Annotated in this window: 12 protein-coding genes; 6 read left to right on the top strand and 6 right to left on the bottom strand. The window is 66.9% G+C overall.

All coding sequences use genetic code 11. The features are described 5' to 3' along the window. Nucleotides 1-36 precede the first annotated feature (36 nt). Together LG334_RS11315 and efp are read right to left on the bottom strand one after the other, a co-directional pair. A complete protein-coding gene (locus LG334_RS11315; protein ID WP_404386165.1) occupies nucleotides 37-837 on the bottom strand; it encodes an inositol monophosphatase family protein in 801 nt (266 codons plus the stop codon). A 14-nt stretch (nucleotides 838-851) separates the two neighbouring features. Next, nucleotides 852-1418: an elongation factor P gene (gene efp, locus LG334_RS11320; RefSeq protein WP_404386167.1), complete on the bottom strand. Its 567-nt coding sequence runs from the start codon at nucleotides 1416-1418 to the stop codon at nucleotides 852-854. A 130-nt stretch (nucleotides 1419-1548) separates the two neighbouring features. On the opposite strand from efp, the gene epmA reads away from it, so the two are divergent. Both epmA and LG334_RS11330 read left to right on the top strand, forming a co-directional pair. Continuing rightward, entirely contained in the window at nucleotides 1549-2583 is a 1035-nt protein-coding gene (epmA, locus tag LG334_RS11325; RefSeq protein WP_404386169.1) for an EF-P lysine aminoacylase EpmA, read from the top strand. 123 nt (nucleotides 2584-2706) lie between these two features. Beyond that, nucleotides 2707-4221, top strand: coding sequence for a catalase (locus LG334_RS11330; RefSeq protein ID WP_404386171.1), 1515 nt, complete (start codon nucleotides 2707-2709; stop codon nucleotides 4219-4221). Between the two features lie 103 nt (nucleotides 4222-4324). Here the strand turns inward: LG334_RS11330 and LG334_RS11335 are convergent, their stop codons facing one another. From LG334_RS11335 to doeB, 4 genes are all read right to left on the bottom strand, one after another. Beyond that, a complete protein-coding gene (locus LG334_RS11335) occupies nucleotides 4325-5740 on the bottom strand; it encodes an aminotransferase (RefSeq protein ID WP_404386173.1) in 1416 nt (471 codons plus the stop codon). Between the two features lie 51 nt (nucleotides 5741-5791). Then, nucleotides 5792-7315, bottom strand: coding sequence for an NAD-dependent succinate-semialdehyde dehydrogenase (locus tag LG334_RS11340; protein WP_404386175.1), 1524 nt, complete (start codon nucleotides 7313-7315; stop codon nucleotides 5792-5794). A gap of 434 nt (nucleotides 7316-7749) precedes the next feature. Then, nucleotides 7750-8229: an Lrp/AsnC family transcriptional regulator gene (locus LG334_RS11345; protein WP_404386177.1), complete on the bottom strand. Its 480-nt coding sequence runs from the start codon at nucleotides 8227-8229 to the stop codon at nucleotides 7750-7752. Nucleotides 8230-8238: 9 nt separating this feature from the next. Then, nucleotides 8239-9294, bottom strand: a complete 1056-nt coding sequence (doeB, locus tag LG334_RS11350) for a N(2)-acetyl-L-2,4-diaminobutanoate deacetylase DoeB (RefSeq protein ID WP_404386179.1) — start codon at nucleotides 9292-9294, stop codon at nucleotides 8239-8241. Between the two features lie 144 nt (nucleotides 9295-9438). On the opposite strand from doeB, the gene LG334_RS11355 reads away from it, so the two are divergent. The 4 genes from LG334_RS11355 to LG334_RS11370 all read left to right on the top strand — a co-directional run bounded on the left by LG334_RS11355 (nucleotide 9439) and on the right by LG334_RS11370 (nucleotide 14227). After that, entirely contained in the window at nucleotides 9439-10818 is a 1380-nt protein-coding gene (locus tag LG334_RS11355; protein ID WP_404386181.1) for a PLP-dependent aminotransferase family protein, read from the top strand. Nucleotides 10819-10998: 180 nt separating this feature from the next. Beyond that, nucleotides 10999-12033: a hydroxyectoine utilization dehydratase EutB gene (gene eutB, locus LG334_RS11360; RefSeq protein ID WP_404386183.1), complete on the top strand. Its 1035-nt coding sequence runs from the start codon at nucleotides 10999-11001 to the stop codon at nucleotides 12031-12033. Continuing rightward, on the top strand, nucleotides 12033-13019 hold the full coding sequence (locus tag LG334_RS11365; protein WP_404386185.1) for a cyclodeaminase: 987 nt from the start codon (nucleotides 12033-12035) through the stop codon (nucleotides 13017-13019). Before eutB ends, LG334_RS11365 begins: the two co-directional genes overlap by 1 nt. Then, nucleotides 13016-14227: a M24 family metallopeptidase gene (locus LG334_RS11370; protein WP_404386186.1), complete on the top strand. Its 1212-nt coding sequence runs from the start codon at nucleotides 13016-13018 to the stop codon at nucleotides 14225-14227. The genes LG334_RS11365 and LG334_RS11370 overlap by 4 nt, the downstream gene beginning before the upstream one ends. Nucleotides 14228-14257: the final 30 nt, after the last annotated feature.

The raw sequence follows: 14257 nt of genomic DNA on the forward strand, positions 1-14257 counted from the left end.
AGGGGCAACGGGAGAGCGCCGATTTCCCGAGAACGATCAAGCGTTTGCCTTGCGCAGCATGTCGCGCAGCGGCGTGAGCAGCTTTTCGTTGGCGGCCACGATATTGCCGCTGAACAACGGATTTCCCTTGCCGCCCAGGTCCTCGACGAAGCCGCCGGCCTCCTTGATGAGCAGGATGCCCGCCGCCACGTCCCAGGGCTTCAGGCCGTGTTCCCAGAAACCGTCGTAGCGCCCGGCGGCGACGAAGGCCAGGTCCAGCGAGGCCGCACCGAAGCGCCGCACGCCGGCCGTCGAGGTCATGACATGCGCCAGTTCCCGCAGGTAGGGCCCGTGCTCGCCCCGGCCCAGGTGCGGGATGCCGGTGCCGATGACGGCCTGGTCCAGCCGCTGGCGGCCGGCAACGCGCAGGCGGCGGTCGTTGTGGAAGGCGCCCGCGCCTTTCTCGCCCCAGAACAGATCGTCGGTCACCGGGTTGTAGATGACGCCGGCGATGACCTCGCCCGCCCGCTCCAGCCCGATGGAGATGGCGAAGTGGGGGATGCCGTGGACGAAGTTGGTGGTGCCGTCGATGGGATCGACGATCCAGCGGTGGTCGCTGAACTCGTCGGGCTTCTGCTCGCCGGTTTCCTCGCCCAGGAAGCCCCAGCCGGGGCGTGCCTTGGTGAGTTCCGCCTTGAGCAGTTTTTCGGCCTTGACGTCGGCGGCGGTCACGAAGTCGCTGGGGCCCTTGACGGACACCTGCAACTGTTCGACCTCGCCGAAGTCGCGAGCCATGGCGCGGCCGGCCTTCTTGGCGGCGTTGACCATGACGTTGAGATTTGCGCTGCGAAGAGCCATGCCGTGTCTACGCCTCAGCCCTTGTAGCGTTCGACGTAGGAGGTGTCCTCGGTGTTGACCACGATCTTGGTGCCGGCCTCGATGAACGGCGGGATCATGACCTTGAGGCCGTTCTCCAGGATGCCCGGCTTGTAGGAGCTGGACTGGGTCTGGCCCTTCACCACGGCGTCGGCCTCAACGACCTCCAGCACCACGGTCTGCGGCAGGTTCACCGACACCGGCTTGCCCTCGATGGTGTCGACGGTGACGTCCATGCCGTCCTGCAGGAAGGCGCCCTTTTCGCCAAGCGCGTCCTCGGGCATGTTGAACTGGTCGAAGGTTTCCTTGTCCATGAAATGGAAACCCGCGTCGTCCTTGAACAGGTAGGTGCAGTCGATCTGCCGGACGTCCAGCTTTTCGACGCTGTCGGCGGTGCGCCAGCGCTCGTTGGTCTTGGTGCCGGTCTCGACGTCACGCATCTCGACGGCGATGAAGGCGTTACCCTTGCCCGGCTGGATGAGCTGGATCTTGGTAACGGCCCACTGCTTGCCCTGGTGCTCGAGAACGTTCCCGGGGCGAATCGTATTGGCCTGGATCTTCATGGGAAGTCACCCAACGGATGAGAATGGTTGATTTGTGGGGTTGCCGGGTTCTATCAGGTTGCCCGACCCTTGGCAACCACGGCCCATGGCGCCGCGCGGCGCCTTTGAAAGCCCTTGAAGGACGCCGCCCATGACCCGCTCCCCTTCCGGCCGCCGCTGGTGGCATCCCGACGCCCTGGCGGATCGTCTGCCGGCCTTGCGCACCCGCGCCCGCGTCGTCGCCACCCTGCGCCGCTTCTTCGACAGCCAGGGCTTCCTGGAGGTGGAGACGCCGGCGCTTCAGGTGTCGCCGGGGCTGGAGCCGCACCTGAAGGCGTTCGAGACCACGCTTCACGATGCGCTGGGCGGCCCGGATGCGCGGCTCTACCTGCACACCAGCCCCGAGTTCGCCATGAAGAAGCTGCTGGCGGGCGGGCTGCCGCGCATCTACCAGATGGCGAAGGTGTGGCGGAACGAGAACCGGTCCCCCACCCACAGCCCCGAATTCACCATGCTGGAGTGGTACCGGGCCGGGGAGGGACTGGAGGCGCTGATGGACGACTGCGACCGCATTCTCTCGGAAACGGGCGTTTCGCCGCTGCCGGCCGAGCGCCTGTCGGTGGAGGACGCATTCATCCGCTGGTGCGGCTTCAGCGTGCTGAACACCATCCCCGACCCCGAGGCGCTTGATCCCGACCCGGCCGGCATCAAGGCGCAAGCGGCGCGGCGCGGCCATGACGCGAGGGAGGGGGACCGCTGGGACGATGTGTTCTTCCGCCTGCTGCTGGAGCACATCGAGCCGCACCTGGGAACCGAGGGAAGGCCGGTGATCCTGCACAGCTATCCCGCCTGCATGGCGGCCCTGTCGCGGCGCAGCCCCGATGATCCGCGCGTAGCGGAGCGGTTCGAGCTGTACGTCGACGGACTGGAACTGGCGAACGCCTTCGCTGAACTGACAGACCCGGCAGAGCAGCGCCGGCGGTTCGAGCACGACATGGCCGTGAAGGAACATCTCTACGGCGAGCGTTACCCGCTCGACGAGGATTTCCTGGCGGCCCTGGAGCACGGCCTGCCGGACTGCGCCGGCATCGCACTGGGCCTGGACCGCCTGGTGATGCTGGCGGCCGGGGTGGACGACATCGCCGACGTGCTGTGGGCGCCGGTGGAGACCGGATCAAGCGGCTGAGCCGATCAAAAGGCCGCCTCCTTTCAATGAACCTGCAAGCGGCGGATCATCGTTGACCTTTCGCGAAACAAGCGGGCGCTTCGGCATCCGCTTTCCGTCTCCTTCCGGCGAAAGGGAAACCAAATGGCCGATCGTCCGAAACTTACCACCACGGCAGGCGCGCCAGTCGGCGACAATCAGCACGCCTTGACCGCCGGGCCGCGCGGCCCGCTGCTTCTGCAGGACTACCAACTGGTCGAAAAGCTGGCCCACCAGAACCGCGAACGCATCCCCGAGCGCGTGGTCCACGCCAAGGGCTGGGGCGCCTTCGGCACCTTCACGGTGACCAACGACATCAGCAAGTACACCAACGCCAAGATATTCGCGGAAGCCGGCAAGAAGACCGACCTTTTGGCGCGCTTCTCCACGGTGGCCGGCGAGCAGGGCGCGGCCGACGCCGAGCGCGACGTGCGCGGCTTTTCCGTGAAGTTCTACACGGAAGAGGGCAACTGGGACCTGGTGGGCAACAATACGCCCATCTTCTTCGTGCGCGATCCCTACAAGTTCCCGGACTTCATCCGCACTCAGAAGCGCCACCCGCGCACCAACCTGCGCAGCCCGACGGCGCAGTGGGATTTCTGGTCGCTGTGCCCCGAGAGCATCCACCAGGTCACGATTCTGATGTCCGACCGCGGCCTGCCGCAGGGCCCGCAGTACATGAACGGCTACGGCAGCCACACATTCAGCTTCTGGAACGATGCCGGCGAACGGTACTGGGTGAAGTTCCACTTCAAGACCCGCCAGGGCCACAAGCACTACACCAACGCCGAGGCGAAGGAGCTGATCGGCAAGACGCGCGAAAGCTATCAGGAAGAGCTGTATGGTGCGGTCGAACGCGGCGACTATCCCAAGTGGACGCTCTACGTCCAGGTCATGCCGGAGGAAGAGGCGGAAAAGATGCCCTTCAATCCCTTCGACCTGACCAAGGTGTGGCCGCACAAGGACTTCCCGCTGATCGAGGTCGGCGAGATGGAGTTGAATCGCAACCCCGACAACTATTTCGCCCAGGTCGAGCAGGCGGCCTTCAGCCCGTCGAACGTGGTGCGCGGCATCAGCTTTTCGCCGGACAAGATGCTGCAGGCGCGCATTTTCTCCTACGCCGACGCCCACCGCTACCGCCTGGGCGGCCATTACGAGGCGCTGCCGGTCAACCAGCCCAAATGCCCGGTCGCCCACTACCACAAGGACGGCCTGCTGCGCTTCTTCGCCGACAACAACCCGCCGGATGCCTATTACGAGCCCAACTCCTTCGGCGGGCCGGTGGAGGACCCCAAGTACCTGGAACCGCCACTGCGGGTTTCGGGTGATGCGCAGCGCTACGTTCAGCATGAGCTGGAGGATGATTTCAGCCAGCCGCGCGCCCTGTTCGAGATGTTCGACGACGGGCAAAAACAGCGTCTTTTCAACAACATCGCGGAAGCCATCCACGGCGTGCCCGAAGAAATCCTCGGACGCCAGATGAAGGTCTTCGAGGCGGTCAGTCCGGAATACGCCAAGGGCGTCCGCGCCGCCGTGGAGGCGCTTTCGGCCGAGGACGAGAAGATGAAGACCCAGATGGACATGGACCGCATGGCCGTCCACCCCAGGCAGGGCGACTAAAGCCCCGCCTGATTGCTAGACAAGAAAGACCCCGCCGAGGCGCTGCGACCTGCCTCGCCGGGGTTTCTTGGTGCCTGGTCCCGCTCGGACGGGAGCGTCGGGATCAGGCGACCGTCAGCACGTTCTCGCGCACCAGCTCGTCGGTGACGGCGTCCACGGCACCCTTGGCGCGGGCCACCACCTCGTCCACCTCGTCCCGCGTGATGGACAGCGGCGGGGCGAAGCCCAGGATGTCGCCGTGAGGCATGGCGCGGGCCACCAGCTTGCGCTCCATGCAGGCCGCCGACATGCGGGCGCCGACCTTGAGGTTGGGGTCAAGGCGCTCCTTCCGGCCCTTGTGGGCGACGAACTCAAGCGCGCCCAGCATCCCCACGCCGCGCACCTCGCCCACCAGCGGATGATCCTGGAAAACCGCCTTCATGCGCTCGTTGAAATAGGCGCCGGTGTCGCGGGCGTTGCCGGTCAGGTCCTCGCGCTCGATGATGTCCAGGTTCGCCAGCGCCGCCGCCGCCCCGCAGGGATGGGCGGAGTAGGTGTAGCCGTGGGCGAAGGGGCCGTGCGTGTCCGACGCGCCTTCCAGTACCTTCCAGACCTTCTCGCCGACGATGGCGCCGGACAGCGGCTGATAGGCGCTGGTCAGACCCTTGGCGACGGTGATGAGGTCCGGCTTCATACCGTACAGGTGGCTGCCGAAGGGCGTGCCGACCCGGCCGAAGCCGCACACCACCTCGTCGGCGATGAGCAGGACGTCGTACTTCTCCAGCACCGCCTGGATCTTTTCCCAGTAGGTGGCCGGCGGCGGGACGATGCCGCCCGTGCCCAGCACCGGCTCGCCGATGAAGGCGGCCACCGTCTCCGGCCCCTCGTCCAGGATCATCCGCTCCAGGTCGTCGGCGCAGCGGGTGGCGAAATCTTCCTCGCTCTCGCCGGCTTCCGCGCCCCAGTAGTAGTGCGGCGTGGTGGTGTGGCGGATGGGGCTGACGGGCAGGTCGAAGGCGTGGTGGAAGACCGGCAGGCCGGTCATGCTGCCCGACACCACCGAACCGCCGTGATAGCCGCGCTGGCGGGCGATGATCTTTTTCTTTTCAGGGCGTCCCTGCACGTTGTTGAAGTACCACACGAGCTTCGCCTGGGTCTCGTTGGCATCGGACCCGCTCATGCCGTAGTAGATGCGCTGCATGTTGTTGGGCGCCATCTCCAGGATGCGCTGGGACAGCAGCACGGTCGGCTCGTTGGTGTTGCCGGCATAGGCGTGGTAGTAGGCCAGCCGGCTAGCCTGCTCGTAGATGGCCTTGGCGATCTCCTCGCGGCCGTACCCGACGTTGACGCAGTAGAGGCCCGCGAAGCCGTCGATGATCTCGTTGCCCTTGCTGTCGGTAATGGTGATGCCGGAGCCGCCGGTCACCACCCGCGACGGGGCCTTGCCCGCCGCGTAGTCCTTCAGGTGGGTGAACGGATGGATGACGGAGTTGCGGTCGATCGCCTCCAGGTCGAGGTTGGGCACGGCCGTGTGGGTCATAGGGTCACCTGTTAATGCTCGAGTTTGGAAATAGGGTGGTTGATCAGCGGCTTATTCGGCCGCGATCGCTTCCGGCTCCAGGTCGTCGTCGATCGATCCGATGCAGGTGTATTTCAGTTCGGTGTAGTCCTCGAGACCGTGGGTCGAGCCCTCGCGGCCCAGGCCCGACTGCTTGTAGCCGCCGAACGGGATGGACGCACCGGTGAAGCTGGGCGTGTTCAGGCCGACCATGCCGTACTCCAGCGCTTCCGACACCCGCATGGCGCGGCCGATGTCGCGGGTATACAGGTAGGCGGCCAGGCCGAATTCGCTGTCGTTGGCCTTGGCGATCACCTCCGCCTCGCGGGAGAAGGAGAGGATGGGCGCGACGGGGCCGAAGGTTTCCTCGCGGTAGATCTTCATGTCCGGGGTCACGCCGATCAGCACGGTGGGCTCGTAGAAGGTGCCGCCAAGCTCGCTGCGTTTGCCGCCGCAGAGGACCTTGGCACCCTTGGCGACTGCGTCCTCGACGTGCTCCTCGCACTTGCGGACCGCGCTTTCCGACATCAGCGGGCCAAGCTCCACGCCCTCTTCCATGCCGGGGCCCATCTTCATGGCCTTGGTCATTTCCGTGAAGTGGTGGGCGAAGGCGTCGTGGATGCGCTCGTGCACGTAGATGCGGTTGGCCGCCAGGCAGTCCTGGCCGGTGGTGGCGAACTTGGCCCCGAGCGCGCCCTTGGCGGCGGCCATGACGTTGACGTCGTCAAAGGCGATGAAGGGGGCGTGGCCGCCCAGCTCCATGGAGACCTTCTTGACCGTCGCGGCCGACTGGGCGATCAGCTTGCGGCCGACCTCGGTGGAGCCGGTGAAGCTGACCTTGCGGACGACGGGGCTGTCGGTCAGGGCGGTCGCGATGGCGCGCGGCTCGCCGGTGACGACCTGGAACACGCCGCCGGGCACGCCGGCGCGGCGGCCAAGCTCGGCCAGCGCCAGGGCGGAGTAGGGGGTTTCCGTCGCCGGGCGCACGATCATCGGGCAGCCGGCGGCCAGCGCCGCGCCGGCCTTGCGGGTAATCATGGCCGAGGGGAAGTTCCACGGCGTGATGGCGGCGGTGACGCCCACGGGCTCGCGGGTAACGAAGACGCGGCTGTTGGGCTTGTGCGACGGCATGGTCTCGCCGTTCATGCGCACGGCTTCTTCGGCATACCAGTCGAAGAAGGACATGGCGTAGTCGATCTCGCCGCGCGCCTCCGACAGCGGCTTGCCCTGCTCGCAGGTCATGATGATGGCGAGGTCTTCCTTGTGCTCGCGCATCAGGCGGGCCCACTCGCGCAGGATGGCGGCGCGCTCCTTGGCGAGCATGGCACGCCAGGCGGGGTAGGCGGCGGCCGCGGCGGCGATGGCGCGGGCGGTCTCGCGACCGGTCATGTCGGGGACGGTGCCGATGACGGAGCCGTCAGCCGGGTTGGTGACCTCGACCGCGTGGGCGTCGTCGGCATCCTGCCAGCGGCCTTCAAGCCACGCCTGCTGGCGCAGCAGGGCGGCGTCGCGAATGGGCAGGTCGTGCGTGCCGGTGTGCAGAGCCGAGTACGTCATGGGCCGAACCTCCTGGGCCTGGGCTGAACTGTATGGTCACACTCTGCCAGGGGCGGCGCCGTGGGTGTCTTCGAAGTTTGCCGGTGATGCCGACGGAAATGCGGCCCTGACGGGATCATGCCGAGAGATTTTCGGGGTCAATGTCAGGATTGTGCCTACGGCGTGTGCGCAGATTGGGCGGTGTGTGCGGTTTTTCCAGGCATGTCAGCGGGTTAGGATGTGCCTCGGAACGAGGCAGTGACTGTTCGTGGCTGTGGCGGTGCGAGACGGTTGACGCCGGTGGTGGACCCCGGCTTCCGCTGGGATTTCGGTAACGTGCTGAAAATTCGGAATAATCGTCGGCCCAGCGAAAGCTGGGACCCACGCACAGCGCCAGCCACCAGCGGAAAAAACCGCCGGCCGCCGCACCTCACACCGAAAAAACCTCGGCGTCGTCAGTCCCACGCCAGCAGATCGCGCACCGGGTATTCCAGGCTGCGCTTGACCGGCTTGGTCACAATGTAGGTGAAGTAGCGGTCGATGCCGATATCGGCCTCCAGAAGGGCGTCGATCTCCTCCTGGTAATGGGCGATATCGACGGCGACCATTTTCAGGATGTAGTCCACGCCGCCGCCGATGGCATAGCATTCAAGCACTTCCGGCACGGCAGTGATGTGGTCTTCGAAGCGGTCGAAGTCGACGCGGCGGTGGGTCTTGAGCGTCACCTCGACGAAGATGAAGCTCGCCCGCAGCAGCTTCCGCAGGTCCACGTCGGCGTGATAGCCGGTGATGAGCCCCTGCTGCTCCAGCCGGCGCATGCGCTCGAAGCAGGCGGACGGAGACAGGTTCACCGCTTCCGCCAGCTTCAGTTTGGTGATGCGGCCGTCCGCCTGGAGGGCGCATAGGATTTTCAGGTCAAGCGAATCCAGCTTCATGCGGCAAGCCTACCGGTCGACGGCGATCACCGCCAGACAGTCGCCGCGCTGGATCAATCCCGGCACATGGCGGCAGTAGAGGATGCCGTCGCGTCGGGCGTGGTAGACGGCCGGTTCCGCGCCCGTGACCTCGAATTCATGAATGGCGCCAATGGGCTGGCCCGCCTTAACGGGTTCGCCAAGGTCCACCAGCGGCTCATAAAGGCCGGTGTGGCGGCCGACCACGAAGCAGTCGCCGTCGGGCGTGCCCATGATGCGGGTCTCGGTGACCCCCGCCGGCGGATCGTCGGGCTCCGCCGTCGGCTCCATCAGGCCGAAATGCCGGAGCATGTTGCGAACGCCGCGGTCGGCGATGCCGACGGTCGAGGCCGTGGCCGTGCCCTTGCCGCCCAGTTCCGTGGAGATGAATACCTTGCCCATGTCCTCCACCACCGTGTCCAGCATGCCCTCGCTGTCCAGTTCCTTGAGCACCAGGCCGAGCGGCGCGCCGAAGGCCTTCAGGGCGGCCAGGGACTTTTCCATCATGGCCGGGTCGGGCAGGTCGTGGATGACGGCCGACGGCACGAAATCCAGCGTCTTGCCGCCGGCATGGATGTCCACCACAACGTCGGCCTCAGGCAGGATGCAGGTGGCGATGAAATGGCAGATCATCTGCGTGATGGAGCCGTCGCGCCGGCCGGGAAAGGCCCGGTTCATGTTCACGCCGTCGATGGGAGAGACCCGCTTGGCCGCGCGCACCGCCGGCAGGTTCATCACCGGCAGGATGATGACGCGCCCCGAAATCTCTTCGGCCGTCAGACGGTTCGCGAGCTTGAGCAGGCTGATGGGGCCTTCATACTCGTCGCCGTGGTTGCCGCCGGTGAACACGATGGTCGGACCGTCGCCGCCGTTGATGACGGTGATGGGGACCATGATGGAGCCCCAGGCGCTGTCGTCGCGGCTGTGGGGAACGGTCAGCGCGCCATGCTGTTTCCCCGGCGCGGACAGGTCCACGTCGCAGGACACGCGGGACGGCTTCTCGGCGTCCGTGGCGGAACCGGCGGCCGGACGATCGGTGTGCGACATGAACGGGCTCCCTTCTTGCATGGCCTGAGCGTGCGGCTCATTGAACCATGACATTTGATGCAGATGTCTTTAAAGTAGGCGCTCCACCTGCCGGCAGGCTAGCGCGCCCATCCGATTCCCGACAAGAACAGAGTGTAAATTGCCATGACAAGCTGGACGCCCTCCCTGAAAGGCCGGAGCGGTCCCACCTACGTGGCCCTGGCGAACGCCATTGCCGACGCGGTGGAGAGCGGGGACCTGACACCGGGGGAACGCCTGCCGGCGCGCCGGGATCTCGCCCACGCGCTGAAGGTCTCGGTCAACACGGTCTCCAGCGCCTACCAGGAGGCCGAGCGCCGCGGCTATGTGCAGGGAGAGGTGGGGCGGGGCACCTTCGTGCGGCGCCGGACGGAGGAAACCTTCACGTACGGCCATCCGGCGGGCTTGATCGACCTGTCCATCTGCCGCCCCGCCGTCATCCCGGATCAGATGACGGCCATCCGCGACGTCATCCGGGGCGCGGCAGAGGAGCCGGACCTGGCGTCCATGCTGGCGTGTCGCCCCATCATCGGGCTGACGGAGCACCGCATTTCCGCCTCGCGCTGGCTCTACCGGCTGGGGATGCCGGCCGACCCCAACGACATCGTCATCACCAACGGCTGTTCGCACGGCATGTTCGTGGCACTCTCGGCGGTGGTGGAGCCCGAGGATACGGTGGTCACCGACAGCCTGACGGACCATGGCATCATCGCCCTGTCCAGCCTGTTGAAATTCAACCTCAAGCCCCTGGCGACCGACGACGAGGGCATCATGCCCGAGGCTTTCGCGGCGGCGGCCACCAAGGGCAGCATCAAGGCGCTGGTAACCACGCCGACGCTCAACAACCCGTCCTGCACCATCATGTCGGCCGAACGGCGCGAGCAGATCGCCGCCATTGCCGCCGAACACGACATCGCGATCATCGAGGACGACGTGTTCAGTCCGCTGGTGGAGGACAGCCCGCCGCCGCTGTCGTCGTTCAATCCCGACAACAGCTATTATGTCACCAGCCTGACCAAGTGCACCGTGCCGGGCCTGCGGGTGGGCTATCTGGTGGGGCCCAGCCGCAACACCCAGCGCCTGGTCGCGCGGGTGCGGACGACGTCGTGGATGGCGACGCCGCTGGTGGCCGAACTGGCCTCGCGCTGGATCGACGACGGGACCATTGACGAGATCGTCGCAGGTCAACGTCGTGAATTGGCAGCGCGACAGGCGATCGCCGCGTCGTACCTAGAGGACTTCGAAACCAAAAGCCATCCGGCGGGTCCCAATGTCTGGCTGTCACTGCCGGGCGAATGGCGGGCGGAAGGCTTCGTGCGGCACGCCTTTCAACGCGGCGTGGTCATCACACCGCCCGAGCCTTTCATCGTCGGACGATCCGCCGCGCCCCATGCGGTGCGGCTGTCGGTGGGGTCGGTGGAGACACGCGCCGACCTGGAGCAGGCGCTGGAAATCCTGCGGGAAGACCTGTCCCAGCGCCCGGAACCGGCGTTCATGGACGTCTGACGGCGCACCGCCGACGCCTTGGCGTCGCGGGCGATGGGTGCGCGGTCGCAGTGTGGCGCGAATGCCCAGTGTGTGACCGAATCATTGCACGGTATCAATTCCGCGATTGACATGATCAGGACCTGTCAGTGATGGTTCCGGGAGAGCTTTGATGCCACCCGGATGCCCACAGGAGCAGGCATGGCTGGTACCGCCGACACCCTCAACACTCTGGACGCCGCCGCGATCGGTGCCGCACGGGCGCGGATCGCGCCGCTGGTGCGCCGCACGCCGCAGGTTCCGTCGCAGGGCCTGGGGGACGTTGCCGGCGTGCCCGTCGACCTGAAGCTGGAGCAACTCCAGGACAGCGGTGCATTCAAGCTGCGAGGCGCGTCGAACCTGCTCGCCACGCTGCCGCGCGAATCGCTGGCAAGGGGCGTCGTTGCGGTGTCCACTGGCAACCACGGCCGCGCCGTGGCCCTGGCCGCGCGCCGCATGGGCGTGCGCGCCGTCGTCTGCATGTCGGCGCTGGTGCCGTCCAACAAGGTTGACGCCATCCGCGCGCTGGGCGCCGAAGCCCGCATCGTCGGTCGCAGCCAGGACGAAGCGGACGAGGAAGCCCGCCGGCTGGTGGCCGAAGAGGGCATGGCCTATGCCGCGCCTTTCGACGACCCGGCCATCATCGCGGGCCAGGGCACCATCGGCCTGGAACTGCTGGAGGATGCGCCGGACCTGGCCGCCGTGCTGGTTCCGTTGTCGGGCGGCGGTCTGTTCGCGGGTGTGGCGCTGGCGATCAAGGCGCAGCGCCCGGACGTCAAGCTGATCGGCATCTCCATGGAGCGGGGTGCGGCCATGCACGCCAGTCTTGCCGCCGGCCGTCCGGTCGCGGTGGAGGAACTGCCGACGCTCGCCGACTCCCTCGGCGGCGGCGTTGGCCTGAAGAACCGCCACACCTTCGCGCTGACCCGCGAGCTGATCGACGATGTGATCCTGCTGACGGAAGCTGAGATCGCCGCCGGCATGCGCTGGCTCTACCGGCACGAACAACTGGTGACTGAAGGCGCGGCCGCCGTCGGCGCGGCGGCAATCCTGGCCGGCAGGACCGGCCGCCTGCCCGGCCGCACGGCGGCCCTGGTCACCGGCCGCAACGTCGACATGGATACCTTCACCCGCATCGTCTCCGCCCCGTCCGCCGAGGCAGCGGTGCAGGGCGCCCGGATCATGGAGGCCGCGTGATGCCGACCACCATGACCATCCTGACGGAAGCCGATCTGCGCCAGTGCGTGCCGCTGGACCTGACCGCCGTGGACATGGTCGCCGAAGGCTTCAGGGCCCTGGCCGGAGAGGGCGTTCAGATGCCGCCGATCCTCTCCATGGCGATCCCGCGGAACAACGGCGAGGTGGACGTCAAGACGGCCTTCGTGCCGGGCTTCGACGCTTTCGCCATGAAGGTCAGCCCAGGCTTCTTCGACAATCCGAAGATCGGGCTGCCCAGCCTCAACGGCCTGATGGTGCTGCTGAGCGCCCGCACCGGGCTGGTGGAGGCGCTGATGCTGGACAACGGCTACCTCACCGCCGTGCGCACCGCCGCCGCAGGCGCCGTCGCCGCTCGCGCGCTGGCCCGCAAGGGACCGCTGAAGGCGGGCGTGCTGGGCGCCGGCGAGCAGGCGCGCCTTCAGATGCAGGCGCTGGCCCTGGTGCGCGACCTGACGGAGGTGTCCGTCTGGGCGCGCGACACGGCCAAGGCGGAGGCCTATGCCAAGGAGATGTCGGGCAAGCTCGGCGTGCGGTTTCGCACGACGGCCACGCCCGAGCATGTGGTACGAGACAGTGACGTCGTCGTGACCACCACACCGTCCCGAGAGCCCCTGATCCGCGCCGAATGGCTGCATCCGGGGCTGCATATCACCGCCATGGGGTCCGATGCGTCGGAAAAGAACGAACTGGAGCCGGCCGTGCTCAAGCGCGCCGATCTGTTCGTCACCGACCGGACCGCGCAGTGCGCCCTTTTGGGTGAACTGCACCACGCGATCTCCGCCGGCCTGGACGTACCAGCCGTGGAGCTTGGGGTTCTCGTCCGCGAAGAAGGCGAGGCCCGACCATCCGAGGAAGCGGTCACCGTTTGCGACCTGACGGGGACCGGGGTCCAGGACACTGTTATCGCCAACCATGCATATGCCGCCGCCCAAAAGGCCGGCCTCGGACGGGAGTTTCACGCATGAATCCGGTTATTCTGCACGATCGTGCACCGCCTCTCGCGCGGCCGTTCTCCCAGGAGGAGTACGACCGCCGCGTCTCCGCCGTGAAGTACCGCATGGCGACGGAGGGTGTCGACGTTCTGCTGTGCGCCGATCCGGCCAACATGAACTACCTGACCGGCTATGACGGCTGGTCGTTCTACGTGCCCCAGGTGGTGCTGGTGTCGCTGGAGCACCCGACGCCCATCTGGATCGGGCGCGGCATGGATGCCTCGGCGGCGCGCATGACCACGTTCCTGGCCGACGACGACATCATCGGCTACCCGGACCACTACGTGCAGCAGCGCCACATCCACCCCATGAACTACGTCGCCGAGATCATCTCCGGCCGGGGCTGGGGAACGCTGACCATCGGCGTGGAGATGGACGCCTACTTCTTCTCCGCCATGGCGTGGGAGAGCCTGAAGGCCAGCCTGCCCAATGCCCGCTTCAAGGATGCGGCGCGCATGGTCAACTGGGTCCGGGCGGTCAAGTCCGAGACCGAGATCGAGTTGATCCGCCGCGCCGGCCGCATCGTGGAAAAGGTGATGGACGTCGCCATGCAGGCCATCGTGCCGGGCCGCCGCCAGTGCGACGCCGTGGCCGACATCGTCCACGCCCAGACCTCGGGCACGCACGAATTCGGCGGCGACTACACCTCCATCGTGCCCATGCTGCCGTCGGGCCCCGGCACGGCGACGCCGCACCTGACCTGGAGCGAGGCGCCCTACCGCGAGGGCGAGGCCACGATCATCGAGATCGCCGGCGCGCACCGCCGCTATCACAGCCCCATGGCGCGCACCCTGTTCCTGGGCGACCCGCCGCAGAAGCTGGTGGACACCGCCGCCATCGTGGTCGAGGGCCTGGAAGCGGCGCTGGAAGCCGCCCGCCCCGGTGCCACCTGCGAGGAAGTGGAGGAAGCCTGGCGCAAGACCACCCAGCGCTATGGCCTAGTGAAGGAAAGCCGCATCGGCTACTCCACCGGCTGCGCCTATCCGCCGGACTGGGGCGAGCACACCATGAGCCTGCGGCCGGGCGACACCACCGTCCTTCAGCCCAACATGGTGTTCCACATGATCCCCGGCATCTGGATGGACGACTGGGGGATCGAGATCAGCGAGACCTTGGTGGTCACGCCCCAGGGCGGCTCGCCCGTGGCCAACGTCAAGCGCGGCCTGTTCGTGAAGGGCTGACGCCGGACCAAAGACCGCATCCCGTCCGAT

The organism is Caenispirillum salinarum (assembly GCF_044803115.1).
GTDB classification, from domain to species: Bacteria; Pseudomonadota; Alphaproteobacteria; order Rhodospirillales; family Rhodospirillaceae; genus Caenispirillum; species Caenispirillum salinarum_A.

What these genes read in the sequence shown, in the direction of transcription:
- LG334_RS11335 (WP_404386173.1), bottom strand. Translation starts at nt 5,740, where the DNA reads ATGACCCACACGGCCGTGCCCAACCTCGACCTGGAGGCGATCGACCGC.
- epmA (WP_404386169.1), top strand. Translation starts at nt 1,549, where the DNA reads ATGACCCGCTCCCCTTCCGGCCGCCGCTGGTGGCATCCCGACGCCCTG.
- eutB (WP_404386183.1), top strand. Translation starts at nt 10,999, where the DNA reads ATGGCTGGTACCGCCGACACCCTCAACACTCTGGACGCCGCCGCGATC.
- LG334_RS11345 (WP_404386177.1), bottom strand. Translation starts at nt 8,229, where the DNA reads ATGAAGCTGGATTCGCTTGACCTGAAAATCCTATGCGCCCTCCAGGCG.
- LG334_RS11315 (WP_404386165.1), bottom strand. Translation starts at nt 837, where the DNA reads ATGGCTCTTCGCAGCGCAAATCTCAACGTCATGGTCAACGCCGCCAAG.
- LG334_RS11340 (WP_404386175.1), bottom strand. Translation starts at nt 7,315, where the DNA reads ATGACGTACTCGGCTCTGCACACCGGCACGCACGACCTGCCCATTCGC.
- LG334_RS11330 (WP_404386171.1), top strand. Translation starts at nt 2,707, where the DNA reads ATGGCCGATCGTCCGAAACTTACCACCACGGCAGGCGCGCCAGTCGGC.
- LG334_RS11365 (WP_404386185.1), top strand. Translation starts at nt 12,033, where the DNA reads ATGCCGACCACCATGACCATCCTGACGGAAGCCGATCTGCGCCAGTGC.
- LG334_RS11355 (WP_404386181.1), top strand. Translation starts at nt 9,439, where the DNA reads ATGACAAGCTGGACGCCCTCCCTGAAAGGCCGGAGCGGTCCCACCTAC.
- efp (WP_404386167.1), bottom strand. Translation starts at nt 1,418, where the DNA reads ATGAAGATCCAGGCCAATACGATTCGCCCCGGGAACGTTCTCGAGCAC.
- LG334_RS11370 (WP_404386186.1), top strand. Translation starts at nt 13,016, where the DNA reads ATGAATCCGGTTATTCTGCACGATCGTGCACCGCCTCTCGCGCGGCCG.
- doeB (WP_404386179.1), bottom strand. Translation starts at nt 9,294, where the DNA reads ATGTCGCACACCGATCGTCCGGCCGCCGGTTCCGCCACGGACGCCGAG.